Below are 26,181 nucleotides of genomic sequence, written 5' to 3'. Positions count from 1 at the left end.
CTGCACCGACACCGGCGCATCCCCACCCACGGCGACACTGCCCACCATGATCTGACGACTCTTCCGCCGCACAGCAAGCGGCTTGAGCGGAGCGGACGGCATTCCGAGCGAGATCGCGGTCATGGGTGTTACCCGAGCCTTTCAGTGGTGCCAACAGTGGTGCCAACATGCCAACCGGCGAGAACGGGAGCAGCGGTGCGCAGGGCGCGCCAGGCGCGCAGTCCGTGGAGCAGGATGCCGGGGCGCAGCAGTTCGTGCTCGGGGGTGTCGACCACGACCCGCACGGCCGCCGCCGGGATCCCCCCGGCGAGGGCGGTCAGCGCGCCGGCGGTCTCCATCTCCACGCCCAGCACGCCCTCGGCGTGCAGGGCCGCGCGGCGGTCGCCGCGCACCACCCGGTCCGAGCTGAACAGCGGGCCGGTGTGCACGGTCAGTCCGGCACGGCGCAGTGCCCCGGCGAGTGCGTCCGGGCACGGGAGGTCGATCGATCCACTGTCGGCATCGCGCACCTCAGTGGCAACCAGGACGTCTCCCGGCCTTATTCCCGGTCCCACCGCAGCTCCGAAGCCCGCGAACAGGAACGCGCCGGGTGTCTGCGCCCCCTGCGCCAGGGCGCCGCTGACGGAGCGTCGGGCCCGCTGCTGACCCATCCCGGTCCGCAGCAGCAGCGTCCCCTGCGCGGAGGCCGCGCGCACGCCCGCGCGCAGGGCGGCCTGTTCGGCCGTCAGCGCGCAGGCGAGCAGCAGCGGTCCCGGCCCGGCCGGTCCGGAGCCGTCGGCTCTGGGAGGCTCCGTACTCATGTCAGCGGCGCTCCTGCCTCATCGCGACCGCCGCCCGGTCAGCGACGGCAGCAGCCGCGCCGGGGGCGGCAGCTCAGCGGTGAGCGGGCCCCGGGCACTCTGCCCGTCAGCAGGGACGCCGCCGCCCAGCTCCGGGGTTCCGTGCAGGTACCGGCCGAGTGCGGTGACCGGGAAGACCAGCCGGTAGAGGTTGTAGTTGATGGAGAAGTCCCACGGGAAGCCGGTCCCGGTGAACTCCGGCTCGTCCCAGGTGCCCTCGGGCAGCTGGGTGGCGGCCAGCCAGCCCACGCCGCGGTCCACCACCTCGCCGGTCTCGCCCGCCGCGAGCAGCGCCATCAGCGCCCAGGCGGTCTGCGAGGCGGTCGAGGTGCCGCGCCCGGCCCAGCTGCGGTCGCTGTAGGAGCGCATGTCCTCGCCCCAGCCACCGTCCGCGTTCTGGTGCTGCTCCAGCCAGTCCACGGCGCGGCGGACCGCGCTGTGCGAGGCCGGGAGCCCGGCCGCGACCAGGGCGGGGACGACCGAGCCGACCCCGTAGATGTAGTTGGTGCCCCAGCGGCCGAACCAGGAGCCGTCCTCCTCCTGCTCCCGCAGCAGCCAGTCGACGCCGCGGCGGACCCGGGGGTCGGCGGCCCGGCCGACCGCGGCGAGCATCTCCACCACATGGGCGGTGACGTCGGCCGACGGCGGGTCGACCACCTCGCCGAAGTCGCAGAACGGCAGCTTGTTGGGCAGGCTGCTGGTGTTGTCGACGTCGAACGCGGCCCAGGCGCCGTTCTTGGACTGCATGCCCATGGTCCAGCCGACGCCGCGGCGCACCGCGCCGTCCACCCGCTCCGGCTCCGGGTGCTCCACCCGGCGCAGCGCCAGCACCACCTCGGCGGTGTCGTCCACGTCCGGGTAGTTGTCGTTCTCGAACTCGAAGGCCCAGCCGCCGGGGCTGAGGTCGGGCCGCTGCACGGCCCAGTCGCCGGGGCTGGTGATCTCCTCGCCGAGCATCCAGTCGGTGGCCTTGACCAGCGCCGGGTGGTCCTTGGCCAGGCCGGCGTCGGCCAGCGCGACCACGGCCAGGCAGGTGTCCCAGACCGGGGACTGGCAGGCCTCGATCCAGCGGTGGCCCTCGTCGGTGTGCACGGTGAAGCGCTCGAACGCGGCCAGCCCCGCTTCCATCACCGGGTGGTCCAGCGGGTAGCCGAGCAGGTGCAGCGCGATCAGCGAGTACACCGCGGGCGGCTGGATACCGCCCCAGCAGCCGTCGGCCTCCTGCCGGTCCACGATCCACTTGGCGGCCTGGCTCAGCGCCATCCGGCGGACCGGCCTCACCGGCATCCGGTGGTAGAGGTGCAGCACCCGGTCCAGCCGCTCGAACAGGCCGTCCCAGGTGTAGGGGGCGGCGAACGGCCGCGCCGGGTACGGGTCGGCCGGGTCGGCGTGCAGCTCGTCCAGGGCGAACGGGGCCGGCCGGACCGGGCGGTGCGCGGAGACCACGGTCAGCGGCACGATGGTCTGCCGGGCCCAGCAGCCGAACGAGTAGATGTTCAGCGGGAAGCCGCGCGGGAGGAAGATCACCTCGGGCGGCAGCTCCGGCAGCCGGTCCCAGGGCCACCAGCCGAACAGCGCCAGCCAGATCCGGGTGAACACCCGGGTCGCGGCGATCCCGCCGCTCTGCCGGACGTACGCCGCGGCCCGGCGCATGTGCGGGGCCTCCGGGTCGTCGCCGGCCAGCTTGAGCGCGACATACGCCTCGACCGTGGTGGACAGCTCGGCCGGGCCGCCGTAGAAGGTGGCCCAGGTGCCGTCCGGCTGCTGCTGCGAGCGGATCCAGTCGGCGGTGGCGCGGGTCTGCTCCTCGGTCCTGATCTCCAGGAACTGACGCAGCAGCAGGTCCTCGGCGTCCATGGTGACGTTGGTCTCCAGGTTGCCCTTCCACCAGCCCTCGGCGTCCTGCAGGCCGAGCAGGTGCGCGGTCGCCCGCTCCAGCGTCTCCGCGGCGAGCGCCCGGACGTCCGGGCCGGGCTGCGGGCCGGCCTGCGCTGACTCCGACTCCGGGCTCTCCCCCTCGTCGGCGGTACCGCTCTCCGCGGTCGGCTCTGCTTCGTACTGTGGGCCGAGCCGTCCGTCCGCGGTTGCTGTCATCTCGTCACCTCTCCCTGACCACGACGAATTCGGCGAGCGCTGCGAACTGCTCCCGAACGACGGCGGGCATGGGCACCTCGTCGAGGGCGGCCAGCGCCGTCCGGTGCTGGCGGCGCGCCTCCTCGGCGGTCCAGGCACGACCGCCCGCCTCTTCGATCAAAGCCGCGCGGACCGCGAGTTGTTCCTCGTCCTCGTGGCCGCGCCCCTCCGGGTCGGCCAGCAGGTCGGCCAGCCGGAGCGAGGCCTTGCCGCCCTCGGCCAGCGCGGCCGAGACCGGGAGCGACTTCTTGCGCTGGCGCAGGTCGCCGAAGTTGGGCTTGCCGGTGACCTCGGTGGCGCCCCAGATCCCCAGCAGGTCGTCCACCGCCTGGAAGGCCAGCCCCAGGTGGTAGCCGTAGCGCTCCAGCGCGTCGGCGCCGGCGTCGTCGATCCCGGCCAGGACCGCGCCGACCGAGGCGGAGGCGGCGAGCAGGGCGCCGGTCTTGTTGCCCTCCATCTCCAGGCACTCCTCGACGCTGACCCGGTCCCGGTGCTCGAACGAGAGGTCCTGGGCCTGGCCGTCGATCAGCTTGCGGGTGGCCAGGGTGAGCCGCTGCACCGCGCGGCCGGCGTCGGTCGCGGTGGCGCCGCCGTTGTCGCCGGCCTCCAGCAGCACTTCGTTGGCCAGCGCGAACATCGCGTCGCCGACCAGGATCGCCTGGGCCGGGCCGAACACCGTCCACACCGTGGCCCGGTGCCGGCGCTGCTCGTCGCCGTCCATCAGGTCGTCGTGCAGCAGCGAGAAGTTGTGCACCAGCTCGACCGCGACGCCGCCGGGGATGCCGGTCTCGGCCGGGGCCCCGGCCGCCTGCGCCGAGAGCAGCGCCAGCGCCGGGCGGACCGCCTTGCCGCCGTCGCCCTCGGTGGGACGCCCCTCGGCGTCGGTCCAGCCGAAGTGGTAGGCGGAGACCCGGTCCATGGGCGGTGCCAGTCGTCCGATGGCCTCCCGGAGGACGGGAGTACAGAGGGTTCGTCCTCGTTCGAGCAGGGACGCCACATCCACCGACGGCTCGGCCGGCCGCGCCGGACGAGTCTCTTCAGGGCTCGAAACCACGCTTGCTCCCTCTCCGTTCTGGTCGTTCGTCAGGGGCGCTGCTGTCGCTGTCATAACCAACCTGTCTACGGTCCGTCAGTCGGTGGCGGTCGCCAGGGCGTCAGCCAGCTTCGCTGTGTCGGCGAGGGCGGCCTGAGCTGCGGTTTCACCGCTGCGCACAGCGCCCTCCATGGTCGCGGGCCAGCCGGTGGCGGTCCAGGCCCCGGCCAGGTAGAGGCCGGGACCGAGAGTACGGGCGGAAGGCCGCAACCTTGCGGACCCCGGGGTGGGCGCGAAGGTCGCGGTGCGCTCCCTGGTCACGAAGAACTCGGTCACCGCCGCCCCCTTCGACGCCGGCAGCAGCCTTTCCAGTTCCGGGAGGTAACGGCGTCTCAGTTCCGCGACCGGGAGGTCGATCTCGTCCCGCACCGCGGACTGGGACAGCGCCAGGTACTGGCCGGGGCCGGTCAGCCCGGAGTGCGGGGTCCGGTCGAACACCCACTGGATCGGCGAGCCGAGCGCGGCCAGGAAGGGTTGCTCCAGCACCGTGCGGTCGTAGACCACGTGGACGTTGAGGATCGGCGCGTAGTCGAGTTCGAGCAGCCGCTCCGGATGCTCCAGGCTGCCCGGCGGCAGCAGGTCGTGCGCGGCGTCCTGGGCCACCGCGAGCACCAGCGCGTCGACGTCCTCGATCCGCTCGGCGCCGCCGTCCAGCCGCTCGCCCTCCAGCAGCACGCTGTGGCCGCGCGGGGACGAGGCCTCGATCGCGCTCACCCGGGTGCGCAGCAGCACCCGCACCCCGGCGCGTTCCAGCACCGCGCGCGCGGCCTCGTCGTGCAGCGCGCCCAGCGGGACCGTGGCGAAGCCGATGTCGGAGGCGCCCGGGTCGCTCAGCAGCCCGGTCTTGAACACCATCGCCGCCAGCGCCAACGAGGACTCGTCGGCCACGGCGTTCAGGGTGGCCACCCCGACCAGGTCCCAGAGCGACTCCACCGCCCGCGCGGACTGCCCGTGCCGGCGCAGCCAGTCGCCGAAGGACTCCTGGTCCAGAGCCGGGTCGTCCAGGTCGAGGCCGCGCAGCGCCAGCGCGGCGCGGCCGGTGGCGGCCTTGTCGGCCAGGCCCATGTGCGGGTACAGCGCCAGACTCTTCACCAGGTGCAGCGGCACCGGCAGCCCGGCCCGGCGCAGCGCCCCGGTCCGCCCGGTCCTGACGTCCCGCACCGGGACGTCGAGCCGGGGCTGGATCCGTACCCGGTCCATCACCCCGAGCCGCTCCAGCAGGCCGATGTAGGCCGTGCAGCAGCGCAGGAAGACGTGCTGGCCGTTGTCGACCCAGAGGTCCCCGCGCTTGAAGGAGAAGGCGAGGCCGCCCAGCCGCGGCCGTGCCTCGGCCAGGGTGACCGCCATTCCCGCGTCCGCGAGGCGGAGCGCCGCGGTGATCCCCGCGAGCCCCCCGCCGACGACCACGGCCGTCCGCCCTGTCATGCGCCTCTCCCTGCTCGTGTGCCTGCCCCCGACGCTCCCCCGACGCCTCTGGTGACTCCCCTGCGACTCTGTGTGACAAACGCACCATGACCGCTCGTCACCAGTGAACAGTTGTACGATACAACGGTCAAGAAGACGGTCAAGAAGCACGTCCTCCGGCGAGGCCCGCGACCGCCACATAGGCCTTCTCCCAGGCGGGGAGGGAGACCCGGCCGCGGAGCACGGCCTCGGGCTCGCGCACGATCCGCTCCAGCAGCCGGTGGTAGATCCCGGCCATCGCGGCGACGCAGGCGCGGCTGCGCCGGTCCAGCATCGGCAGCAGCAGCAGGCCCTCGTCGAAGTACTCCTGCGCCCGGCGGGCCTCGAACAGCACCAGGCCGCGGAAGTCGGCGCCGGGGGCGGGACGGCCGCCGAAGCCCTGCTCGCAGCCGAACCGGGCCAGGTCCTCGGCCGGGAGGTAGGTGCGGCCGTTGCCGGCGTCCTCGCGGACGTCGCGGAGGATGTTGGTGAGCTGCAGGCCCAGGCCCAGGGTGTCGGCGAACTCGGCGCCGCGCTTGGGGTCGGTGCAGCCGAACACGCCCAGCGAGAGCCGGCCGACGGTGCCGGCCACGCAGCGGCAGTAGACCCGCAGTTGTTCGAAGGTCTGGTACTCGGTGCCGCGGACGTCCATCTCCACGCCGTCGATCAGCTCGTCCAGGGCGTCCAGCGGGATCGGGAAGCGGGAGCAGGCGTCGGCCAGGGCCAGCTTCACCGGGTCGGTGTCCAGCGGGTCGACGTCACCCTCGCGGACCTCGTCCAGCATGGACCTGGTCCGGCCCAGGTGCTCGGCCTTGCGCTCGTCGGACCAGTCGCCGTCGCCGATGTCGTCGATCCGGCGGGCCAGCGCGTAGATCGCGGACATGGCCGTCCGCTTGTCGGCGGGCAGCAGCCTGATCCCGTAGGAGAAGTTGCGGGCCTGCGCCCCGGTCACCGCCTCGCAGTACCGGTACGCCGCAGCCGCCTGCGGGGACACCGGTAGCGCGTTCCCTGGGGATCCCTCCATTCGCCGACTCACCTTCCTCTCACCAGCGTTGCCGCGACCTCACGGAGGAGGCGGCTCTTGCGGGGCTTGGGCGCCCCGGACAGCACATCGTTGTCGACCGCCGCGACGGCGTCGAGGGCGGCGTAGCCGCCGGCCGCGAAGCCGGCCAGCAGCAGCCGGAGCCGGCCGCTGACCGAGCCCACCAGCGGGGCGCCCTGGTCCAGCAGGTCGCGGGCGCGCTGCGCCTCGTAGCCGACCAGGGCGCGCAGGGCGGGTCCGGCCTGCGGGGCGTCGAGGTCGGTCTCGGCCACGCCGAAGCGTTCGAGGTCCTCGGCGGGGAGGTAGATCCGGCCGTTGCCGCGGTCCTCGGCGACGTCCTGGATGTGCTCGACCACCTGGAGCGCGCTGCAGATCGCGTCGGAGCGGCGCACCCGCTCGGGCGTGGCCAGCCCGGCCAGCTGCAGCACCAGCAGGCCCACCGGGTTGGCGGAGAGCTCGCAGTAGCCGAGCAGGGCGTCGAAGTCGGCGTAGCGGACCGTGGTCTGGTCGACCCGGTTGGCCTGGATCAGGGCACGGAAAGGGTCCGGGGTGAGCCCGTGGACGTCCGCCACCGGGACCAGGGCCGCCAGCAGCGGGTGCCGCGGCGGCTCGGCGCCGGGAGTGCCGAGGACGGTTTCGAACACCCGGTCGAGATCAGCCTCAAGAGCGTCGAGCAGGGCCAGTCGAAAGGCCGTGCTGGTGTGCTCCGCGGTCGCCGGGGCGCCGTCCTCGGGGAGCTCCGCACCCAGGGTCGCGGCGGTGCCGGCCGGGTCCGCGAGGTCGCCGTCACCGGCGTCGTCCACCAGCCGGGCGAAGCCGTAGACGGCCATCAGCCCGGTGCGCATCGCCGGGGGCATGAAGAAGGGGGCGACGGGGAAGTTCTCCCGGTCCGCCTTGTCGAGCACAGCACCGGACTCCTCCGGCCGCACAGCCTGCCGACGCACTGTCATGACCGCCACCCCCCCGTTCTACACCGATCTTCACTGCCTGCCCACAGCGGACACACCCGGAGAGGGTCCGCGGGATCTTGCTCCTAGCTTAGGACTCGGGTGTGACAACCCGTCGCCGGGGTGGCGCGAACGGGCTGTCATACCGTCACTTTTTTCGACGCAGGTGCTCTTACCTGCTCTTACCGCTTCTTCATCCAGTTCTCGTACTCGGTGACGATCTCGTCGGTGGGGCCGTCGGCGCGGATCACGCCGTGCTCCAGCCAGATCGTCCGGTCGCAGGTGTCCCGGATCGACTTGCTGCTGTGCGAGACCAGGAAGACCGTCCCGGCCTCCTCCCGCAGCTCCTTGATCCGGGCCTCGCTGCGCCGCTGGAACGAGGCGTCGCCGGTGGACAGGGCCTCGTCGATCAGCAGCACGTCATGGGTCTTCGCCGCGGCGATGGAGAACCGCAGCCGGGCCGCCATGCCGGAGGAGTAGGTGCGCATCGGCAGCGAGATGAAGTCGCCCTTGTCGTTGATGCCGGAGAAGTCGACGATCTGCTGGTAGCGCTCGCGCACCTCGGCGTAGGACATCCCCATCGCCAGGCAGCCGAGGACCACGTTGCGCTCGCCGCTGAGGTCGCTCATCATCGCCGCGTTCACGCCCAGCAGCGAGGGCTGGCCGTCGGTGTAGATCGACCCGGACGCGGTCGGCAGCAGGCCGGCCACCGCGGACAGGGTGGTCGACTTGCCCGAGCCGTTGGAGCCGATCAGGCCGATCGCCTCGCCCTTGTACGCGGTGAAGCTGATGCCGCGGACCGCGTGCACCTCGGTGACCGCGGGGGATGCCTTGCGCTTGACGATCCGGGACAGCGCCGAGGTGGCCGAGCCCTTGCCGCCGCCCCCGCCGTAGATCTTGTAGACGATGTGGACGTTGTCCACGATCACCGTCGGGACCTCGGAGACCGGCTTCTTCGGCGCCTCGGCGATCGGGTCGCCCTCCGGGGTCACCCCGGGGGTCGCGTCCGTAGTCATGGTGTCACCAGTCGAGGTCTCAGCCACGGCCGTACTCCTCCTCAGCCTTCCAGAAGAACAGGTATCCGCCGACACCGATGACGATCGCCCAGGCGATCGCCATCGGCCAGACGTGCTGCGGGAGACTGCTGGCCGGGTAGGAGTCCAGCAGCGCGAAGCGCATCAGGCTGATGTAGATCAGCGCCGGGTTCGCCTCGATGAGCAGGCCAACCCAGTGCGGGGCCTTGGTCGTGATGGAGCTGACGGCCCAGAACACGCCCGACATGTACATCCAGGTCCGGATGATGAACGGCATCAGCTGCGCCAGGTCGGTCGTCTTGGCGCCGACCCTGGCCATGAACATCGCCACACCGGTATTGAACAGCGACTGCAGCAGCAGGACAGGCACCAGCAGCAGCCAGCGCATGGTCAGCGGCTCCCCGGTGCCCAGCACGATCACGCCGAGCACACCCATCGAGAACAGCAGCTGCTGCAGCTGCATCAGGGTGGAGGCGATCGGCATGCAGGCCCGGGGGAAGTGCAGCGCCCGGATCAGGCCCAGGTTGTCGGCGATCGCCCGGGTCCCGAAGAGCACCGCGGACTGGGTGAACGCGAAGACGAAGACGCCGGTGCAGAGGTAGGCGATGAAGTTGGGGATGTCACGCTTGGTCCCCAGCAGCAGGCCGAAGATCAGGTAGTAGACGGCCGCGTTCAGCAGCGGCGTCATCACCTGCCAGATCTGCCCCAGCTTGGCGGTGGTGTAGAGCGCGTTCAGCTTGGCCGTGGAGTAGGCCATGATGAAGTGGCGTCTCCCCCACACCTGCCGCCCGTACTCCAGGGCACTGGGGCGCTTGCCGCTGACGGTCAGCCCGTACTTGGCCGCCAGCTCGCCCGGGCTCAGGCCCGAGTCATGACCGAGGCCGGTGACACCGGCCACCCGCTGCTCGTACACCGTAGACACGCTGCTCCCAAGACTCCGCCCCCGACTGACACGACGGAACGGTATCGTCTCGTCGCGTTAAGAGGAAGCTAGCGGCTTCGCACGAGAGAACGCAACCGTTCCGTCGTGACGCTACTATGGCTCCATGCTGACAGGCGAGCCATCGAATCCCGGGAAGCCGCAGACCCTCAAGCGCACCCCGGCGGGTGCGGCGGTGCTGCGCGACGACGTCACCGAGGCGATCCGCGGCGCGGTGTTCGAAGAGCTGGCCGTCAGCGGCTACGGCCGCCTCTCCATCGAGGCCGTCGCCCGCCGGGCCGGGGTCGGCAAGACCGCCGTCTACCGCCGCTGGCGCTCCAAGCTGCCCATGGTCATCGACGTGGTCTCCGAGGTCGCGTCACTCGGGATCTTCCTGCCGGACACCGGTTCGCTGCAGAACGACCTGCGGATGTTCGTCCACGTGGTGGCCCGGGTGCTGCGGCACCCGCTGGCCGCCCAGATCGTCCCCGACCTGCTGGCCGAGGCCGCCCGCAACCCGGAGATCGCCGAGACCCTGGCCACGGCGCTGGGCGAGGCGCAGCGGCAGAGCAGCGCCGCGCTGGTCCGCAAGGCCGTCGCCCGCGGCGAGCTGCCCGCCGACACCGACCCCGACCTCGCCCTGGACCTGATCGCCGGGCCGCTGTACTGGCGGCTCGCCGTGGTCAGGACGCCGATCGGCAAGGACTACTTGGAACGGCTGGCCGCCTCCATCGGCACCGCGCTGGGCGCGGTGCCGCCGGTCGGCTGACCCGCCGTCACGCCTGCGACTGCTCCTTCTTCTCCGGGACCGGCGGCGCGGCTGCCGCCGGGGGCGCAGCCACACGCGAGCGCCGGGGGACGGCGCGGCGCAGTTGCAGCATCCGCAGGCTGCCGATGACCACGGTGATCAGCGCGCCGCCCGCCACCGCCGCGAGCAGGGCCACGGCCAGCGGGAACCGCCCGTGCAGCATCAGGAACGACACGTCCACCGGGTGCGCGTTCTGGGCGATGAAGACGATCAGCAGGATCAGCAGCACCACCGCGGCGATGATCCCGGCCCAGGCCGTCCCGGTCCTGGTCCGCGGCACCGGGCGGCCACGGCGCTTGTGGCCCGAGCCGAAGGTCCGAGCGGGGGCGGGAGCAGCGGGTGCGGGCGCGGCGGGGTCGGGAGCGGTGGGTTCGGCGGCGACGGCTCCGGCATCGGTGACAGGCGCGGCGACGGGGTCGGGGGCGGCGGCCCCTGAGGTAGGCGGGTGGTCCGGGTGGTCCGGAGGGACGGCCATGGCTCTCACATCCTCTGCTCCCCTTGCGCGTTCCCCGCTTTCCGGATCCCAAGCAGCGGCTAGCATGTTCGCCGTTTCCCACGAGCCCCAGGAGCAGCGATGGCCACGCCGGACCCGCGGTCGACCACGACCGTCCGCGAGCTGCTGTTCGGGGTGCCGATGCTGGCCCCGCCGCTCGGCGTGTTCGATCCGGCCACCGCGCCGGACGCGCCGTTCCCGCTGTTCCTGGACTGGCTGCGGCAGGCCGTGGCCGAGCGGGTCAGCGAACCGCACGCGATGACCCTGGCCACCGTGGACCGCGACGGCTGCCCCGACCTGCGGGTGGTGGCGCTGCGGGACGCGGGCCCGGACGGCTGGAGCTTCGCCACCGGTGCCGGCAGCGCCAAGGGCCGGCAGCTGGCCGCGCGGCCGTTGGCGGCACTGGGCTTCCACTGGCGCGAGCAGGGCCGCCAGATCCGGCTGCGCGGCCCGGTGGTCCGGGCCGACCCGGAGACCGCCGCCGCCGACTTCCGCTCCCGGCTCCCGGGGTCGCGCGCGGCGAGCCTGGTCGGCCGGCAGAGCGAGCCGCTGGCCGACTCAGCGCTGCTGGCCCCGGCCTTCGCCGAGGCACTCGACCGGGCGACCGCCGACCCGTCGCTGGTCGATCCGGAGCACGCGCTGTTCACGGTCCGGCCGACCGCGGTCGAGTTCTGGCAGGGCGCGCCCGGCCGCGGCCACACCCGGCTCCGCTACACGGCGGACGCCGACGGCGGGTGGACCCGGGGACTGCTCTGGCCCTGAGCGCCCCGACCCGAGCGGACCGGTGCAGCAAGCAGGTCAGTGGTGGAAGCCGGCCGCAACCTCGGCGCGGTGCAGCGGGCCGGGCTGCTCCTGGAGTTCCGGGAGCAGCCGGGTCAGGTCCGCGATCAGCAGGTCGGCCAGGTCGCCGGAGAAGCCGTTGCGGCAGACCACCCGCAGCGCGGCCAGGTCGGTCCGGTTCTCCGGGAAGGTGTAGGCGGGCACCAGCCAGCCGCGCTCGCGCAGCCGCCGGGACACGTCGAACACGTCGAACGCCTTGACCTCGTCCTTGGTGGTGAAGGCGAACACCGGCAGCTCGTCCCCCTGGCTGAGCAGCCGGAACGGGCCGAGGTCGGCGATCCGCCGGGCCAGCGAGACGGCGATGTCGCGGCTGGCCTGCTGCACCGCGCGGTAGCCGTCGAAGCCGAGCCGGAGGAAGGCGTAGTACTGGGCGACCACCTCCGCACCGGGGCGGGAGAAGTTGAGCGCGAAGGTCGGCATCTCGCCGCCCAGGTAGTTGACCTTGAAGACCAGCTCCTCCGGCAGCGCCTCCTGGTCCCGCCACAGCGCCCAGCCGACGCCCGGGTAGACCAGGCCGTACTTGTGGCCCGAGGTGTTGATCGAGGCCACCCGGGGCTGCCGGAAGTCCCAGCGCAGCTCCGGGTCGAGGAACGGCGCGACCATCGCCCCTGACGCCCCGTCGACGTGCACCGGGATGTCCAGGCCGGTGCGCTGCTGCAACTCGTCCAGCGCGGCGCAGACGTCCCAGACCGGCTCGTAGGAGCCGTCGAAGGTGGAGCCGAGGATGGCGACCACGCCGATGGTGTCCTCGTCGCACAGCGGCACCGCGGAGGCCGCGTCCAGGTGGTAGCGCTCGCCCTCCATCGGCACGGTGCGCGCCTCGACCTCCCAGAAGTTGCAGAACTTCTCCCAGCAGACCTGGACGTTGACGCCCATCACCAGGTTGGGCCGGTGCCCGGCGGCGTAGCGCTCGGGGTTGCGGCGCATCCAGCGGCGCTTCAGCGCCATCCCGGCCAGCATGCACGCCTCGCTGGAGCCGGTGGTGGAGCAGCCGACGGCGTGCTCGGGGTCGGGGGCGTTCCAGAGGTCGGCGAGCATGGCGACGCAGCGCCGCTCCAGCTCCGCGGTCTGCGGGTACTCGTCCTTGTCGATCATGTTCTTGTCGACCGACTCGGCCATCAGCGCCGCCGCCTGGGGCTCCATCCAGGTGGTGACGAAGGTGGCCAGGTTGAGCCGGGCGTTCCCGTCCAGCATCAGCTCGTCGTGGACCACCTGGTAGGCGGTCTCGGCCGGCATCGGGCCGTCCGGCAGCCGGTGCTTGGGCGGTGCGGTCTCCAGTCCGGGCCCCGGGTTGGCCGTGCCGAGGAACGGGTTGACCGACACCCGCGCGCCTCCCGCGCCGTCGGCCTCGGCCTGTCGTCCTCTGTGCAGTCCCATCGGGGTCCTTCCCGGGTCGGTAACAGGGGTGGTGCTGCTACTTCTTGGTCCAGCGGTCGCGGCCGTCGGACCCGGCCTTGCAGACCAGCGTGGTGCTGCCGCTGCCGGTCGCGGTGGAGCCGGCGGTGGCGCAGAAGGCTCCGGCCCTGGCGTTGGCGCCCGCCACCGCGGCGGACTTCCAGCGGTTCTTGCCGCTGCCGTCGGCAGCGCAGGTCACGGCCAGGCCCTTGGCGGTCTGCCCGCTGCCGCCGGTGGCGGAGCAGAAGCCGCCCACGGTGGCGTTCTTGGTGACCGCGCCGGCGTTGGCGCTCGCCGACACCTTGGCACTCGCCGAGGCCTTGGCCGAGCCCAGCGCCGAGGCCGCGCTCGAGGCCTTGCCCTTGGCCGCCGCGGCGGCCGAGGAGGCGGCGGCCTGCGCGCTGCCCGCGACACCGGAGGCCTTCCCCTTGGCCGCCGAGGCCAGTTCGGACGCCTTGCCGGAGGCGACGCTGCTGAGCTTGTCCGAGGTACTGCTGGAGCAGCCCGCGGCGGTCAGCATCAGTGCGGTGAGCCCGATGGAAGCGGCGGCGAGGGAGCGGCGGTGCGTGCGCATGGAGGAGGACCTCTCCGGTGGGCCCCGCGGCGGGCGGGGCGGATACCTCGAACGTATGGCCGCCCCGGCACGGCCGCCCGGCGCGCTACTCCATCGGCGCATCCGGCGTCCGTCAACGGACCTGACGCCCCTTCCCCAGCGCCACCACTCCCCCGGCCGAAATGGTGTAGAGCTCGCGGTCGCGGACCGGGTCCACCCCGATCACCGCGCCCGGCGGCACCACCACGTTCTTGTCCAGGATCGCCTTGCGGACCACCGCGCCCCGGCCCACCCGTACCCCGTCCATCAGCACCGACTCCTGGACCACCGCGCCGGCCTCGACCACCACGCCGGGGCCCAGCACCGAGCCGGTGACCTGGCCGCTGACGATGCATCCGGCGCTGACCATGGACTCGGCGACCATCCCGCCGGCGACCACCTTGGCCGGGGGCCGCTGCGGCGGGTGGCTGAAGATCGGCCAGTGCCGGTTGTAGAGGTTGAACACCGGCTGGACCGAGATCAGGTCCATGTGCGCGTCGTAGTAGGCGTCCAGGGTGCCGACGTCGCGCCAGTAGCCGTGGTCGCGCGCGGTCTCGCCGGGGACCTTGTTGTCGTCGAAGTCGTACACCTCGGCCTGGCCGGTCGCGGTCAGCATCGGCAGGATGCTGCCGCCCATGTCGTGCACCGAGGTCTCGTCCTCGGCGTCCTGCTGCAGCGCGTCCAGCAGCACCTTGGTGGTGAAGATGTAGTTGCCCATGGAGGCGAAGACCCGGTCCGGGTCGCCGGGCAGGCCGGGCGGATCGGCCGGCTTCTCCAGGAAGCCCGCGACGCTGCGGCCGTCGGGTCCCGTGGTGATCACCCCGAACTCGGACGCCTGGCTGCGCGGCACCTTGATCCCGGCCACGGTCACCCCGGCCCCCGACTCGATGTGCCGTTGCAGCATCTGCTGCGGGTCCATCCGGTACACGTGGTCGGCACCGAAGACCACGATGTAGTCCGGCTGCTCGTCGTAGACCAGGTTCAGCGACTGGTAGATGGCGTCGGCGCTGCCGAGGTACCAGCGCGGGCCGAGCCGCTGCTGGGCCGGGACCGGGGTGACGTAGTCGCCGCGGATGCTGGTCATCCGCCAGGTCTGCGAGACGTGGCGGTCCAGGCTGTGGCTCTTGTACTGGGTGAGCACGCAGATCCGGTTGATCCCGCCGTTCACCATGTTGGACAGGACGAAGTCGATCAGACGGTAGGCCCCGCCGAACGGGACCGCGGGCTTCGCCCGGTCCGCGGTCAGCGGCATCAGCCGCTTCCCCTCTCCGCCTGCGAGGACTATTCCGAGAACTGACGGGCCACCAGCCATGCACACTCCCCTGCGAGTCGGGTGTTCTGCGCTCAGGACCCGGTGAGCGCGGTCCGGTAGACCTGCACCGTGCGCTCCGCGATCGCGGCCCAGCCGAAGTCGGCCACCGCGCGTTCCCGCCCGGCCGCGCCGAACCGGGCGGCGCGGACCGGATCGAGCACCAGGCTGTCCACGGCCTCGGCGAAGGACGCCTCGAAGTCCTCGGCGCTCCGGCCGTGGTAGGGCACCAGCAGCCCGGTCCGGCCGTCCTCGACCACCTCCGGGATGCCGCCGACCGCCGAAGCCACCACCGCCGTGCCGCAGGCCATCGCCTCCAGGTTGACGATGCCCAGCGGCTCGTAGACCGACGGGCAGACGAACACCTCGGCGTGCGACAGCAGTTGCACCACATCGGGTCGCGGCAGCATCTCCGCGATCCAGTGCACGTTCTTCCGGGCCGCGCTCAACTCGGCGAACAGGGACCGGAACTCCCGGTCCACCTCGTCGGTGTCCGGGGCGCCCGCGCACAGCACCAGCTGCACCGAGGGGTCCAACCGCATGGCGGCGCGCAGCAGATGGGGGACACCCTTCTGCCGGGTGATCCGGCCGACGAAGACCGCGGTCGGCAGCGACGGGTCGATCCGCAGCCGTTCCAGCACGTCGGTGGCCGGATCGGGCCGGTAGAGGCCGGTGTCGATGCCGTTGTGCACCACGTGCACCCGGGCCGGGTCGAGCGCCGGGTAGCAGGACAGCAGGTCCGCCCGCATCCCGGCGGAGACCGCGATCACCGCGTCCGCGGCCTCGGCCGCGGTCCGCTCGACCCAGCTGGAGACGGCGTAGCCGCCGCCCAACTGCTCGGCCTTCCACGGGCGCAGGGGCTCCAGCGAGTGCGCGGTGAGCACGTGCGGGATGCCGTGCAGCAGTTTGGCGAGATGGCCGGCCAGGTTGGCGTACCAGGTGTGCGAGTGCACCAGCTCGCGGTCGGCGACGGCGGCGGCGATGGCGAGGTCGACCGAGAGCGTGCGCAGCGCCGGGTTGGCCCGGTCCAGGGCGGGATCGGCGGCGTGGCGGCTGACCCCGGGGGCGCCGGCCAGGCCGGGACCGGCCCAACTGTGCACGTCCAGGTCCACCAGGGCGGCCAACTCCCTTGCCAGGAACTCCGCGTGGACTCCGGCGCCGCCGTAGACGTCGGGTGGGAACTCCCGGGTCAGCAGGCCGACCCGCATGGTGTGGCTCATCTGTGCACCTCCGCCTGGGACCCTGCCCATCAAACCGGCGTTCGATCCCCGAACCCGAATGATTGATCAATACTTTCGGATACCGGTCGGTAGATCGATGCTGTTCGGGTGAACGGACGGAGACATGCCGAACCCGGCCATGACGCCGGGTCATGGCCGGGAGCGCGGCGACCTACTTGCGGCCGCCGAAGAGCGAGCGGGTGAGCCGCCTGAGCGGCGCGAGCAGCACCATCCGGGCGCCCCGGTTGGGGCGCGCCGACGGGGCGCTGACCCCGCGGGGCGTCAGCTCCCTTATGAGGCCGACCGCTTCCGCCACGTCCACCTGCGGGAGCGCAGGTGCGCCGAGCACGGCGAGGTGACGGTCGAGCCGTCGGCTCGCCGCGCCAGTGCCGCACTGCACCGCGGGAACCCGCGGCCTGCTGCGCACATGCTGAATCTGATTCATATCCCACCCCTTGGAAGGCACCAGGGCCGTGGAGCGAAGACTATCCGCCCGGAGAGGTCGGTGTGCAACTGTTCCGCGAGCACCCCCACCGTACTCCGCCTGGCCGTCACCCGTACGAGCAGGTCCCCAACGGGGGCGCGTGTTCTGCTCATTCGCTTCGGATTCCCTCGTCGGAGGGCTGTACCCGAACGGGGATTCCGTTCAGGACGGCCGTACCGGACAGCGGATCGAGCGGCTCCTCGTCGGTGAGCAGATTGCTGTTCACCCCGGGCGACCGGGCCGCGGTCGCGCCGCGGGTCGCCGGGTCGCTGTGGCCCCAGCCGTGCGGCAGGCTGACCACGCCGGGCATCAGCCCGGCCGCGAGCTCCGCCTCGGCCTCCAGTTCGCCGACCCGGGAGCGCACCGTCACCCGCTGCCCCGCGGCGATGCCCAGCCGCTGGGCGTCGGCCGGATTGAGCTGCAGGGTGCAGCCGTTGCTGCCGCCCGCGAGCAGCGGCACGTTGTGCATCCAGGAGTTGTTGGAGCGCAGCTGCCGCCGCCCGACCAGCAGCAGCCCGCCGTCCGGCGCGGCGGTCAGCTCGGCCAGGTGCCGGGCCAGCCGGGCGGCCTCGGCCAGCAGCTGCGGCGGGGCCAGCTCGACCTTGCCGCTGGGCGTGCGCAGCACCCCGGGCAGCCGGGGCCGCAGCGGGCCGAGGTCCAGGCCGTGCGGCGCGGCCTCCAGCGCGGCCAGGCTCAGCCCCTCCGGCCTGGCCCCGAAGCCGTCGCCGTACGGGCCGCCGCGCAGCATCAGGTCCAGCAGCCGCTCCTGCCGGGTGCGGTGGGCGACGGCGGCCAGCAGCTCGGCCGGGTCCCTGCGGTACGCCGGGGAGGACGGGTCGGCGGCGATGCCGCGGGCGGTCTGCTCGGCGGTGAGGTCGTCCAGCTGGTCCGGGGTGGTGCCGCCGCCGAGCGCGGCGCAGGTGAGCCGGAGCAGCACCTCGGCCTCGTCCAGGTCGCCGGGGCGCAGCGGCAGGCTGGGCGGCGAGTAGTGCGCCTGGTCCCGGACCGAGAAGGCGGTGAACACCAGGTCGTAGTGGCTCCGGGCGAGCGGGGAGGCGGCCGGGAGCACCACGTCGGCGTGCCGGGTGGTCTCGTTGAGGTAGGCGTCCACGCTGACCATGGCGTCCAGCGAGGCCAGCGCCGAGCCGAGCCGGGCGCTGTTGGGGGTGGACAGCACCGGGTTGCCGGCCACGGTGACCAGGCCGCGCAGCCGGGCGCCGTCCGCGGACGGGGTGTCGATCTCCTCGGCCAGCGCCGCCGCCGGGAACTCGCCGAAGACGCTGGCGAGTCCGCGGACCCGGGTCCGCCGGGAGCCGGGGACCCGCACCCCGCGCCCGCGGCCGGGCCGGCCGGTGGTGTTGGGCGAGCCCGCCGCGGGCTGCGGCCACATCACCCCGCCGGGGCGGTCCAGGTTGCCGGTCAGCGTGTTGACCACGTCGACCAGCCAGCTGGCGGCGGTGCCGAAGGCGGTGGTGGTGGTGCCGATCCGGCCGTAGACGGCGGCGCTGGGCGCCGCCGCGAGCTCCCGGGCCAGCCGGAGCACCGTCCCGGCCGGGATCCGGGTGGCGACGGAGACCGCCTCCGGGGTGAACGGGCGCAGCGCCTCCCGTAGTTCGGCCAGGCCGCTGAGGTGCGGGGCGGCCTGGCCGGGGTCGGCCAGGCCCTGCTCCAGCAGGGTCCTGGCGATCCCGGCGAGCAGCAGCGCGTCGGTGCCCGGACGGATCGTCAGGTGCTCGTCGGCGACGTCGGCGGTACGGGTCCGGCGCGGGTCCACCACCACCAGCCGGCCGCCCCGGCGGCGCAGCGCGCGGAGCCGTCCGGGCAGGTCGGGGGCGGTGAGCAGGCTGCCGTTGGAGACCATCGGGTTGGCCCCGAGCACCAGCAGGTAGTCGGTGCGGTCCAGGTCCGGGATGGTGACCGACAGCTCGGTGCCGTACATCAGCCCGCAGGCGACCTGCTTGGGCATCTGGTCCACGGTGCTGGCGCTGAACCGGTAGCCGGTGCCCAGGGCCTGGATCAGCACCCTGCTGTAGAGGCCGAGCCCGAGGTTGTGCACCACCGGGTTGCCGAGGTAGACCGCGACGCTGTCCGGGCCGTGCTCGCGCAGTAGCGGCGCGAGCAGCCGTCCGGCCTCGGCGAGGGCCTCGTCCCAGCCGACCTCGGTCCAGGTGGAGCCGCGGCGGACCAGCGGGGCGCGGAGCCGGTCCGGGTCGCTGTGCAGCTGGCCGAGGGCCACCCCCTTGGGGCAGAGGTAGCCGCGGCTGAACGGGTCGTCGGCGTCGCCGCGGACGGCGATGTCGTCGAGGCCGGGACCGGTGGTCACGGTCAGCCCGCAGGCGGCCTCGCAGAGCGGGCAGGTGCGGTGGGTGACGGCGGTCGCGACCGCGGCCGTACTGATCGGTAGCTCAGCCATGCCCGCGAGCGTAGCCCCGGCGCCGGGCGGCGGGAACCCCGAGGACCGGCGGCCCGGCGCCGCGGCCCGGTCGGGCCCCCGGGTCAGGCCCCGGTCACGCCCCCGGGCGCCAGCCCGGCACCGGGACCGCCGCGCGCAGGGCCCGGGTGTAGTCCTCGGCCGGGGCGTCCAGGACCCGGTCGCAGGCGCCCTGTTCCACCACCCGGCCGCGCCGCAGCACCAGGACGGTGTCGCAGAGCTGCCGGACCACCGCGAGGTCGTGCGAGATCAGCAGGTAGGCGATGCCGGTGGCGGCGCGGATGTCGGCCAGCAGGTTGAGGATCTGCGCCTGGATCGAGACGTCCAGCGCGGACACCGCCTCGTCCAGCACCAGCACCCCAGGCTCCGCGGCCAGCGCCCTGGCGATGGCCACCCGCTGCCGCTGACCACCCGACAGGTCCCGTGGCAGCGCCACTGCCTGACGTGACGTCAGGCCGACCTGGTCGACCAGCTCGGCCAGCCGGGCCGCCCGCTCCGGGCGGTTCAGCCCGGTGTGGTGCCGCAGCACCTCGTCCACCGCCGAGCCCGCGCTCTGGCTCGGGTCCAGCGAGGTGTACGGGTCCTGGAAGACGATCTGCAGCTCACCGGCCCGCCGGTCGCGCTCGGCCGAGCCCCTGGCCGGGGCCGAGCGGTCCCGGCCCAGGACGGTGATGCTGCCGCCGCTGGGCCGTTCCAGGCCGACCAGCATCCGGGCGATGGTGGTCTTGCCGGAGCCGGACTCCCCGACGATGCCCAGCGAGCCGCCCGCGGCGACGCTGAAGCCGACCCCGTCGACCGCCCGGTGCCCCCGGAAGTCCTTGACCAGACCCGCTACTTCGACAGCCGCCGCGCTCATGCCGTGGCCTCCTCAAGGCTGATCTCGGCGACCCGGTGGCAGCGCACCAGGCCGCCCCGGAACGGTTCCAGGGCCGGTGGCCGCTCCCCGCAGACCGGGCGCGCGTGCCCGCACCGCGCCGCGAACGCGCAGCCGTCCCCCGCCTCGAAGGCGGAGACCGGACGGCCCGGGATCGCGCTCAGCCGCTCGGCCCGCGCCTCGATCGAGGGCCGCGAGCCCAGCAGCCCCAGCGTGTACGGATGGGCCGCGCGCCGGTGCAGTTCGGCGGAGTCGCGGATCTCCACGATCCGGCCCGCGTACATCACCGCGACCCGGCCGCAGACCGCGAGGGCGAGGTCCAGATCGTGGGTGATGAACACCATGCCCATGCCGCGCTCCCGGCGCAGCCGGTCCAGGATGCCGACCACCTCGGCCTGGATGGTGACGTCCAGCGCGGTGGTGGGCTCGTCGGCGAGGATCAGCCGGGGCTCGGCCAGCAGCACCGAGGCGATCATGACCCGTTGCAGCATCCCGCCGGACAGCTCGTGCGGGTACTGCCGCAGCCTGCGGACCGGGTCGTCGATGCCGACCTCGGCCAGCACCGCCGCCGCGCGCTGCTCGGCCTGACGGCGCGGGACGCCGCGGTTGCGGGTCAGCGCCTCGGTCAGGAAGGCGCCGATCCGCCGGGTCGGGTTGATGTGCGCGCGCGGGTCCTGGAACACCATGCCGACCCCGCTGTCGCGGTAGCCGCGCAGTTCGGCGCCGTCCATCGCGGCGACGTCCCGGCCCTCGAACCGGATGCCGCCGCCGAGTTCGGCCCGGGGCGGCAGCAGCCGGGTGACCGCGCGCACGGTCATCGACTTGCCCGAGCCGGACTCGCCGACCAGGCCCAGCGCCTCCCCCGGCGCCAGGCTGAGGTCGACCCCGTCCAGCACCGGCCGGTCGTCCGGGCCGCCCGCGCCGAGGCGGACGGTCAGACCGGAGATCTCCAGCAGCGGGGTGCTCATGCCGCGGCTCCCTTCGTGGACGACTGCACGGCCGCCGCGGCGCGGGGCCGTCGGCGCAGGTAGGGCTGCGGTCGCTCGCCGCTGATCCGCGCGCCCAGCACGGTCAGCGCCAGCACGCAGCAGACGATCAGCACGCCGGGCGCGACCACCGGCAGCCAGTGGCCCTTCATCAACGCGTCGGTGTCGCTGACCATCACCCCCCAGTCCGAGGTCGGCGCCTGGACCGCGAGCCCCAGGTAGGACAGCGAGGCCAGGTCGAGCAGCGCGTAGCCGAAGGCGATGGCGGCCTGGCCGAGCACCACCGGGCCGATGTTGCGCAGGATGTGACGGACCGTGATCCGGACCACCCCGAAGCCCTGCACCGCCAGCGCGTCGACGTAGGGACTCGTCCGCTGCTGCCGCGCGGCGGCCCGGACGATCCGGGCCAGGAAGGGGATGTAGGCGATCGACAGCGCCGCCACCGCGGGGGTCAGGCCGGGCCCGAACAGGGCCACCGCCAACACCGCGAGCAGCAGCCCCGGCAGGGCGTAGACCAGGTCGAACACCCGGGCCACCACCGCGTCCACGGCGCCGCCGTACCAGGCGGCGAGCAGCGCCAGCGGGATGCCGACCAGCAGTGACACCGCCACCACCAGGGCCGGGCCGAGCAGGCTGGTGCGCGAGCCGAACACCAGCCGGGACAGGATGTCCCGGCCGATCCCGTCCGCGCCGAGCAGGTGCGCGCCGGAGGGCGCGGCGTAGGAGTCCAGCAGCGACTGGGCGTTGGGGTCGTACGGGGCGAGCAGCGGGGCGGCCAGCGCCAGCAGGAGCACCAGCAGCAGGAACACCGCCGCCACCGTGCCGGAGGGTCCGAGCGCGGTACGGGCCCGGCGCAGCCGGCCGGGCCGGGGCTCCGGCGCGGCCGGCGCGGCGGCGGGCGCGGTGAGCTGATCCGTGGTCACGCGGTCCTCCCGACGGTGCGCAGGCGGGGGTCGATCAGCGCCTGGACCAGGTCGCTGACCGCGTTGCAGAGCACGAAGGCGGCGACCAGCAGCAGCGCCACCGCCTGGACCACCGGGAAATCCTTCTGCGCCACCGACTGGATGGTGAGCAGCCCGATCCCGGGCACCGCGAAGGCCGACTCGACCACCAGGGTGGAGGCGAACAGCCCGGCGGTGAGCAGCCCGACCGCGGTGATGATCGGCGGCAGCGCGTTGCGGAAGACGTGGTCGCGCAGCACCACCCGTCGGGGCAGGCCGCGGACCAGCGCGGTCTGCACGTGCTCGCGGTCGAGCTGCTCGCGCAGCGCGTTCCTGGTGACCCGGGCCAGGAAGCCGCAGGAGACCAGGGCCAGCGCACAGGCCGGGAGCACCAGGCCGTGCAGCCGGCCGAGCAGTCCGGGCTGGATGCCGGAGGCCGGGAACCAGCCCAGCTTGACCGAGAACACCGAGATCAGCACGGTCGAGGCGACGAACGGCGGGACCGTCACCGAGAGCGAGGTGGCCGCGTTGGCGGCGGCGTCGATCCGGCCGGGGCGCAGCGCGGCGACCGTGCCGAGGCCGAGGCCGAGCAGGACCACCAGCACCATGCTGATCCCCACCAGCAGCAGGGTGGTGACCAGTCCCGAGCCGACCCGGCTCGCCACGCTCTGCCCGGTGACCATCGAGCTGCCCAGGTCGCCGTGCAGCACCCCGGTCAGCCAGTCCCAGTAGCGGACCGGCAGCGGCCGGTCCAGGTGCAGCTGGTGCCGGACCGCGGCGCGCGCGGCGGCGGACGGGGCCCGGCTGCCGAACAGGACGTTCTCCGGGCTGCCGGGGGCCAGGTAGAGGCTGCCGAAGATCACCACGCTGGACAGCAGCAGGGTGGTGAGCAGACCGCCGAGGCGGTGCAGCAGGAGCCGGCCCATCAGGGCGCGCCCACGGCGGCGGCCCAGGCGTTGTCCATGTAGGAGAAGGTCAGCGGCGCTCCGGTGACGTCCTTGTTCTGAAACAGCAGGGCGCGCGGCTGGATGATCGGGATCCACGGCAGGTCCTGGTCGATCACCTTCTGCGCGGCGAGCACGAACGGGGCGCGGGCGACCGGGTCGGCGGTGCCCTGGGCCCGGTCGAGGTTCTGCTCGACCACCGGGTTGCTGTAGCCGTTGAAGTTCTGCGCGCCGCCCTTGGTCGCGTAGCTGATGTACATGTTCGCGGCCTCCGGGTACTCCATGTAGTTGATGGTGATGAAGGCGTCGTAGGCGGCGCGGGCCTTGGGGTCGATGAAGAGCGAGCCGTACTGCTGGTCCGGCAGGCCGGTGATCTTCACCTTGAGGCCGATCGAGTCCCCGGTCTGCTGCAGCACCTGGGCCAGCTGGACCTGGGTCGGGATGCCGGCCGCGTAGCCGATGGTGACCTGCTTGCCGGTCGCCCCTGCCTGCTTGACCAGGGCGGTCGCCCCGGCCAGGTCGGGCTTGGCGACCAGGGCCGCGTAGGCCGCCTGGTACTGGCTCCTGGCCGGGCTGGTCTCCCAGAAGCCGGGTCCTGCCACCGCGTAGAGCGGGTCGGCGGCGCCGCCGAACAGGGTGGTGGCGATGCCCTGCCGGTCGATCGCCATGGACAGCGCCCGGCGCACCCGGGCGTCGGCGAGGCCGCCGGTGAAGCTGGACACCAGCAGGTCGATGTTCTGCGTGGTGGAGCCCTCGGCGCCGACGTACAGCTTGCCGTCGGTGGCCTTGCGCAGCTGGTCCAGGGCCGCGCTGGGCAGGTCGAAGGCGCCCTGCAGCGAGCCGGAGGTGAGCGCGTTGGCGAGGGCCGAGGGGTCGCCGATGAACGTGAAGGTGATCTGGTCGGCCTTGGCCGCCCGGCTCGGGTCCCAGTAGTTCGCGTTGCGCTTCAGCACCATGGCGTTGGTGCCGTCGAAGGAGGCGATGGTGTACGGGCCGGAGCACATCACGCCGGTGGCGGCGGTGCCAAACTTCCGCCCGGCCTTGACCGCGAAGTCCTTCTCCACCACCGAGCCGCCGAGGATGCCGAGCAGGCCGACGAAGAGGTAGTCGTCCTTGCTGAAGGTGATGGTGACCTGCTCGGGGCCGGTCGCCAGGACCGAGCTGACGTCCTCGTAGGAGTCCGCGTAGTTGCTGGCCACCTGCGGGTCCTTGTTGCGCAGCAGGCTGTAGACCACGTCGGCGGTGGTGACCGGCCTGCCGTCGCTGAACTTCGCCCGCGGGTCCAGCTCCAGCACCAGGTGCCGGGCGTCCGGCTGCTTCCAGGAGCGGGCCAGGCCGGGGTTCAGGCTGTAGTCCGCGCCGGTCCGCAGCAGCGACTCGCAGACGTTGCCGAGGATGGTCTCCTCCGGGTAGTCGGCGGTGGTCAGCGGGTCCTCGGAGTAGGGCGCGCGGTAGTCGCCGGACCAGGTCAGCGCGGACACCGCCTTGCCGGGCGGGGTGGTGATCTGGGCGGTGCTGAAGTTGCTGCCGGGCGCGGCCTTGGCGGCGGGGTGTGCGGCGCCGCTGCCGCAGGCGGAGGTCAGGGTGAGCGCGGCGGCGGCGAGCAGTGCCGCGCCGAGGGGTCTCTTCTGCATCGTGGGGCTTCTCCTCGGGTCAGGACAGGCGTCGTCGGTACGGAGGGTCACTGCGCGGGAAGGTCACTGCGCGAGAGGGTCACTGCGCGGCGTGCTCACTGCGCGGCGTGGACCAGCGCGCCCTCGACGTAGGTGCGCAGCACCCGGGTCTCGCCGATCGCCATCGCGGGTCCCGCGAACGGGTCGCGGTCGAGCACGACCAGGTCGGCGTACTTGCCGGTCTGCACCGAGCCGGTGTCGGCGTCCAGGTGGTTCACCCGGGCGGTGCCCGCGGTGTAGGCGGCGAGCGCGGTGCCCAGGTCGAGCCGCTCCTCCGGGCCGAGCACCCGCTCGTCGTCCGCGTCCGCCCGGCGGTTGACCGCGACGTGGACGCCGAGCATCACGTCCGGGGTGCTGACCGACCAGTCGCTGCCGGCCGCGAGCATCGCCCCGGCCCGGTGCAGCGAGCCGAACGGGTACTGCCAGCCGGAGCGGCGCTCGCCCAGGAACGGGATGGTCAGCTCGTCCATCTGCGGCTCGTGGCAGGCCCACAGCGGCTGCATGTTGGCGGTGGCGCCGAGCGCCCGGAACCGCGGGACGTCGTCCGGGTGCACCACCTGGAGGTGCGCCAGGTGGTGCCGGTTACCGCGCTGCCCGTTGCGGCGCAGCGCCTCCTCGACCGCGTCCAGCGCACTGCGGACGGCGCGGTCGCCGAGGGCGTGGAAGTGCACCTGGAAGCCGGCCGCGTCGATCTCGCTGACGTAGCCGCCGAGCTTCTCCGGGTCGATGAAGTCGAGCCCGGCCGCGCCGCTGGAGCAGCCGCAGCCGTCCAGGTAGGGCTCCAGCATCGCGGCGGTGTGGTTCTCGGCGACGCCGTCGAGCATCATCTTGACGCTCCCGGCCCGGAACCGTCCGGCGCCGTCGCGCAGCGCCTCGGCCTCGTCCCGGCGGGCCTGGAAGCGGGTGAGCTGTTCCAGGCCGCCGTCCCGGTCCCACCACTGGGCCGCGCGGACCCTGGCGGTGAGGCTGCCGTCCTGGGCCGCGGCCAGGTAGGCGCCGTAGACGTCGCCGGGGCCGAATCCGGTGCCGACCGCGGCGTCCTGCCAGCCGGTGATGCCGTAGCCGTGCAGGTAGGCCTGACCGGCCAGCAGCCCCTGGTAGTGCTCCTGCGGTGTGGGCGGCGGGATGTGACGGGTCACCAGGTCGGCGGCGCCCTCCTGGAGCATGCCGGTGGGGGCGCCGTCCGGGTCGCGCTCGATCCGGCCGTCGGCCGGGTCGGGGGTCTCCGCGGTGATCCCGGCGATCTCCAGGGCCCGGCTGTTGGCCCAGAGGCCGTGGCCGTCCCGGTTCGGCAGGGCGACCGGGCGGTCCGGGACCACCGCGTCCAGCGCGGCCCGGTGCGGGGTGCCGCCGGGGAAGGCCTCCATGCTCCAGCCGCCGCCGGTGATCCAGGCCCGGTCCGGGTTGGCGGCGGCGTACTCGGCGACGGCGGCGGTGTAGTCGGCCGCGGTCTCCAGGCCGTGCAGGTCGCAACTGCGCAGCGTGGTCCCGGCCAGCACCGGGTGGACGTGGGCGTCCTGGAAGCCGGGCAGCAGCAGCTTCCCGGCCAGGTCGACCACCTCGGTGGCCGCGCCGATCAGGTGGCGCACGTCGTGGTCGTCGCCGACGACCACGACCCGGCCGTCCTTGACGGCGACGGCGGTGGCCCAGGAGCGGGCCGGATCGACGGTGTAGACGGGGCCGCCGGTGAAGACCAGGTCGGCGAAATGGTGGTCGCGGGGCACGTGCCCTCCGTACGGGG

23 protein-coding genes and 1 pseudogene are annotated in these 26,181 nt (G+C 73.3%); 2 read left to right on the top strand and 22 right to left on the bottom strand.

Annotated features, from left to right (window positions below; all coding sequences use genetic code 11):
- From ACEZDE_RS33395 to ACEZDE_RS33355, 9 genes and pseudogenes are all read right to left on the bottom strand, one after another.
- Positions 1–123: pseudogene (locus tag ACEZDE_RS33395) on the bottom strand (flavodoxin-dependent (E)-4-hydroxy-3-methylbut-2-enyl-diphosphate synthase); the annotation flags it as partial.
- 5 nt (positions 124–128) lie between these two features.
- Positions 129–800: a 5'-methylthioadenosine/S-adenosylhomocysteine nucleosidase family protein gene (locus tag ACEZDE_RS33390; RefSeq protein ID WP_380544832.1), complete on the bottom strand. Its 672-nt coding sequence runs from the start codon at positions 798–800 to the stop codon at positions 129–131.
- An 18-nt stretch (positions 801–818) separates the two neighbouring features.
- A complete protein-coding gene (shc, locus tag ACEZDE_RS33385; RefSeq protein ID WP_380544829.1) occupies positions 819–2,933 on the bottom strand; it encodes a squalene--hopene cyclase in 2,115 nt (704 codons plus the stop codon).
- Between the two features lie 4 nt (positions 2,934–2,937).
- A complete protein-coding gene (locus ACEZDE_RS33380; RefSeq protein ID WP_380544825.1) occupies positions 2,938–4,080 on the bottom strand; it encodes a polyprenyl synthetase family protein in 1,143 nt (380 codons plus the stop codon).
- Between the two features lie 21 nt (positions 4,081–4,101).
- On the bottom strand, positions 4,102–5,490 hold the full coding sequence (gene hpnE / locus ACEZDE_RS33375; protein WP_380544822.1) for a hydroxysqualene dehydroxylase HpnE: 1,389 nt from the start codon (positions 5,488–5,490) through the stop codon (positions 4,102–4,104).
- 139 nt (positions 5,491–5,629) lie between these two features.
- Positions 5,630–6,532: a presqualene diphosphate synthase HpnD gene (hpnD, locus tag ACEZDE_RS33370; protein WP_380544819.1), complete on the bottom strand. Its 903-nt coding sequence runs from the start codon at positions 6,530–6,532 to the stop codon at positions 5,630–5,632.
- Positions 6,533–6,540: 8 nt separating this feature from the next.
- On the bottom strand, positions 6,541–7,500 hold the full coding sequence (gene hpnC / locus ACEZDE_RS33365; RefSeq protein ID WP_380544816.1) for a squalene synthase HpnC: 960 nt from the start codon (positions 7,498–7,500) through the stop codon (positions 6,541–6,543).
- 179 nt (positions 7,501–7,679) lie between these two features.
- On the bottom strand, positions 7,680–8,540 hold the full coding sequence (locus ACEZDE_RS33360; protein ID WP_380544813.1) for an ABC transporter ATP-binding protein: 861 nt from the start codon (positions 8,538–8,540) through the stop codon (positions 7,680–7,682).
- Positions 8,533–9,429 (bottom strand): ABC transporter permease, encoded by an 897-nt coding sequence (locus ACEZDE_RS33355; RefSeq protein WP_380544841.1) that lies wholly within the window; start codon positions 9,427–9,429, stop codon positions 8,533–8,535. The genes ACEZDE_RS33360 and ACEZDE_RS33355 overlap by 8 nt, the downstream gene beginning before the upstream one ends.
- Before the next feature lie 148 nt (positions 9,430–9,577).
- Here ACEZDE_RS33355 and ACEZDE_RS33350 point away from each other — a divergent pair, with 148 nt between their 5' ends.
- Entirely contained in the window at positions 9,578–10,219 is a 642-nt protein-coding gene (locus tag ACEZDE_RS33350) for a TetR/AcrR family transcriptional regulator (protein WP_380544810.1), read from the top strand.
- Positions 10,220–10,226: 7 nt separating this feature from the next.
- Here the strand turns inward: ACEZDE_RS33350 and ACEZDE_RS33345 are convergent, their stop codons facing one another.
- Positions 10,227–10,733, bottom strand: a complete 507-nt coding sequence (locus tag ACEZDE_RS33345) for a lipopolysaccharide assembly protein LapA domain-containing protein (protein WP_380544807.1) — start codon at positions 10,731–10,733, stop codon at positions 10,227–10,229.
- Positions 10,734–10,832: 99 nt separating this feature from the next.
- Between ACEZDE_RS33345 and ACEZDE_RS33340 the strand changes: the two genes are divergently transcribed.
- Complete coding sequence (locus ACEZDE_RS33340) at positions 10,833–11,513, top strand: pyridoxine/pyridoxamine 5'-phosphate oxidase (protein ID WP_380544804.1); 681 nt, start codon at positions 10,833–10,835, stop codon at positions 11,511–11,513.
- A gap of 36 nt (positions 11,514–11,549) precedes the next feature.
- Here the strand turns inward: ACEZDE_RS33340 and ACEZDE_RS33335 are convergent, their stop codons facing one another.
- From ACEZDE_RS33335 to ACEZDE_RS33280, 12 genes are all read right to left on the bottom strand, one after another.
- A complete protein-coding gene (locus ACEZDE_RS33335; RefSeq protein WP_380544801.1) occupies positions 11,550–12,968 on the bottom strand; it encodes a glutamate decarboxylase in 1,419 nt (472 codons plus the stop codon).
- 37 nt (positions 12,969–13,005) lie between these two features.
- Entirely contained in the window at positions 13,006–13,560 is a 555-nt protein-coding gene (locus ACEZDE_RS33330) for a hypothetical protein (protein ID WP_380544798.1), read from the bottom strand.
- Between the two features lie 112 nt (positions 13,561–13,672).
- The gene (gene glgC, locus ACEZDE_RS33325) at positions 13,673–14,890 is read right to left on the bottom strand and encodes a glucose-1-phosphate adenylyltransferase (protein ID WP_380544795.1); all 1,218 of its coding nucleotides are present in this window, start codon (positions 14,888–14,890) and stop codon (positions 13,673–13,675) included.
- 32 nt (positions 14,891–14,922) lie between these two features.
- Positions 14,923–16,095 (bottom strand): glycogen synthase, encoded by a 1,173-nt coding sequence (glgA, locus tag ACEZDE_RS33320; protein WP_380544838.1) that lies wholly within the window; start codon positions 16,093–16,095, stop codon positions 14,923–14,925.
- Between the two features lie 184 nt (positions 16,096–16,279).
- The gene (locus ACEZDE_RS33315) at positions 16,280–16,552 is read right to left on the bottom strand and encodes a hypothetical protein (RefSeq protein ID WP_380513340.1); all 273 of its coding nucleotides are present in this window, start codon (positions 16,550–16,552) and stop codon (positions 16,280–16,282) included.
- A 148-nt stretch (positions 16,553–16,700) separates the two neighbouring features.
- Positions 16,701–19,004 (bottom strand): molybdopterin-dependent oxidoreductase, encoded by a 2,304-nt coding sequence (locus tag ACEZDE_RS33310; RefSeq protein WP_380544792.1) that lies wholly within the window; start codon positions 19,002–19,004, stop codon positions 16,701–16,703.
- Positions 19,005–19,098: 94 nt separating this feature from the next.
- The gene (locus ACEZDE_RS33305; protein WP_380544789.1) at positions 19,099–19,878 is read right to left on the bottom strand and encodes an ABC transporter ATP-binding protein; all 780 of its coding nucleotides are present in this window, start codon (positions 19,876–19,878) and stop codon (positions 19,099–19,101) included.
- Positions 19,875–20,864 carry an ABC transporter ATP-binding protein gene (locus tag ACEZDE_RS33300; protein ID WP_380544786.1) on the bottom strand — a complete coding sequence of 330 codons (990 nt, stop codon included), beginning with the start codon at positions 20,862–20,864 and terminating at the stop codon, positions 19,875–19,877. The genes ACEZDE_RS33305 and ACEZDE_RS33300 overlap by 4 nt, the downstream gene beginning before the upstream one ends.
- Entirely contained in the window at positions 20,861–21,805 is a 945-nt protein-coding gene (locus ACEZDE_RS33295) for an ABC transporter permease (RefSeq protein WP_380544783.1), read from the bottom strand. The genes ACEZDE_RS33300 and ACEZDE_RS33295 overlap by 4 nt, the downstream gene beginning before the upstream one ends.
- Positions 21,802–22,749: an ABC transporter permease gene (locus tag ACEZDE_RS33290; RefSeq protein ID WP_380544780.1), complete on the bottom strand. Its 948-nt coding sequence runs from the start codon at positions 22,747–22,749 to the stop codon at positions 21,802–21,804. The genes ACEZDE_RS33295 and ACEZDE_RS33290 overlap by 4 nt, the downstream gene beginning before the upstream one ends.
- Positions 22,749–24,401 (bottom strand): ABC transporter substrate-binding protein, encoded by a 1,653-nt coding sequence (locus ACEZDE_RS33285; RefSeq protein WP_380544777.1) that lies wholly within the window; start codon positions 24,399–24,401, stop codon positions 22,749–22,751. The genes ACEZDE_RS33290 and ACEZDE_RS33285 overlap by 1 nt, the downstream gene beginning before the upstream one ends.
- 95 nt (positions 24,402–24,496) lie before the next feature.
- Positions 24,497–26,164: an amidohydrolase gene (locus ACEZDE_RS33280; protein WP_380544774.1), complete on the bottom strand. Its 1,668-nt coding sequence runs from the start codon at positions 26,162–26,164 to the stop codon at positions 24,497–24,499.
- Positions 26,165–26,181 lie beyond the last annotated feature (17 nt).

It is taken from the genome of Streptacidiphilus cavernicola, from assembly GCF_042510955.1.
GTDB lineage: Bacteria > Actinomycetota > Actinomycetes > Streptomycetales > Streptomycetaceae > Streptacidiphilus > Streptacidiphilus cavernicola.
The sequence above is the reverse complement of the archived record's forward strand: the minus strand, read 5'-3'. Positions and strand labels throughout refer to the sequence as shown.

What these genes read in the sequence shown, in the direction of transcription:
- ACEZDE_RS33390 (WP_380544832.1), bottom strand. Translation starts at nt 800, where the DNA reads ATGAGTACGGAGCCTCCCAGAGCCGACGGCTCCGGACCGGCCGGGCCG.
- shc (WP_380544829.1), bottom strand. Translation starts at nt 2,933, where the DNA reads ATGACAGCAACCGCGGACGGACGGCTCGGCCCACAGTACGAAGCAGAG.
- ACEZDE_RS33380 (WP_380544825.1), bottom strand. Translation starts at nt 4,080, where the DNA reads ATGACAGCGACAGCAGCGCCCCTGACGAACGACCAGAACGGAGAGGGA.
- hpnE (WP_380544822.1), bottom strand. Translation starts at nt 5,490, where the DNA reads ATGACAGGGCGGACGGCCGTGGTCGTCGGCGGGGGGCTCGCGGGGATC.
- hpnD (WP_380544819.1), bottom strand. Translation starts at nt 6,532, where the DNA reads ATGGAGGGATCCCCAGGGAACGCGCTACCGGTGTCCCCGCAGGCGGCT.
- hpnC (WP_380544816.1), bottom strand. Translation starts at nt 7,500, where the DNA reads ATGACAGTGCGTCGGCAGGCTGTGCGGCCGGAGGAGTCCGGTGCTGTG.
- ACEZDE_RS33350 (WP_380544810.1), top strand. Translation starts at nt 9,578, where the DNA reads ATGCTGACAGGCGAGCCATCGAATCCCGGGAAGCCGCAGACCCTCAAG.
- ACEZDE_RS33345 (WP_380544807.1), bottom strand. Translation starts at nt 10,733, where the DNA reads ATGGCCGTCCCTCCGGACCACCCGGACCACCCGCCTACCTCAGGGGCC.
- ACEZDE_RS33340 (WP_380544804.1), top strand. Translation starts at nt 10,833, where the DNA reads ATGGCCACGCCGGACCCGCGGTCGACCACGACCGTCCGCGAGCTGCTG.
- ACEZDE_RS33335 (WP_380544801.1), bottom strand. Translation starts at nt 12,968, where the DNA reads ATGGGACTGCACAGAGGACGACAGGCCGAGGCCGACGGCGCGGGAGGC.
- ACEZDE_RS33330 (WP_380544798.1), bottom strand. Translation starts at nt 13,560, where the DNA reads ATGCGCACGCACCGCCGCTCCCTCGCCGCCGCTTCCATCGGGCTCACC.
- glgC (WP_380544795.1), bottom strand. Translation starts at nt 14,890, where the DNA reads ATGGCTGGTGGCCCGTCAGTTCTCGGAATAGTCCTCGCAGGCGGAGAG.
- glgA (WP_380544838.1), bottom strand. Translation starts at nt 16,095, where the DNA reads ATGCGGGTCGGCCTGCTGACCCGGGAGTTCCCACCCGACGTCTACGGC.
- ACEZDE_RS33315 (WP_380513340.1), bottom strand. Translation starts at nt 16,552, where the DNA reads ATGAATCAGATTCAGCATGTGCGCAGCAGGCCGCGGGTTCCCGCGGTG.
- ACEZDE_RS33310 (WP_380544792.1), bottom strand. Translation starts at nt 19,004, where the DNA reads ATGGCTGAGCTACCGATCAGTACGGCCGCGGTCGCGACCGCCGTCACC.
- ACEZDE_RS33305 (WP_380544789.1), bottom strand. Translation starts at nt 19,878, where the DNA reads ATGAGCGCGGCGGCTGTCGAAGTAGCGGGTCTGGTCAAGGACTTCCGG.
- ACEZDE_RS33300 (WP_380544786.1), bottom strand. Translation starts at nt 20,864, where the DNA reads ATGAGCACCCCGCTGCTGGAGATCTCCGGTCTGACCGTCCGCCTCGGC.
- ACEZDE_RS33290 (WP_380544780.1), bottom strand. Translation starts at nt 22,749, where the DNA reads ATGGGCCGGCTCCTGCTGCACCGCCTCGGCGGTCTGCTCACCACCCTG.
- ACEZDE_RS33285 (WP_380544777.1), bottom strand. Translation starts at nt 24,401, where the DNA reads ATGCAGAAGAGACCCCTCGGCGCGGCACTGCTCGCCGCCGCCGCGCTC.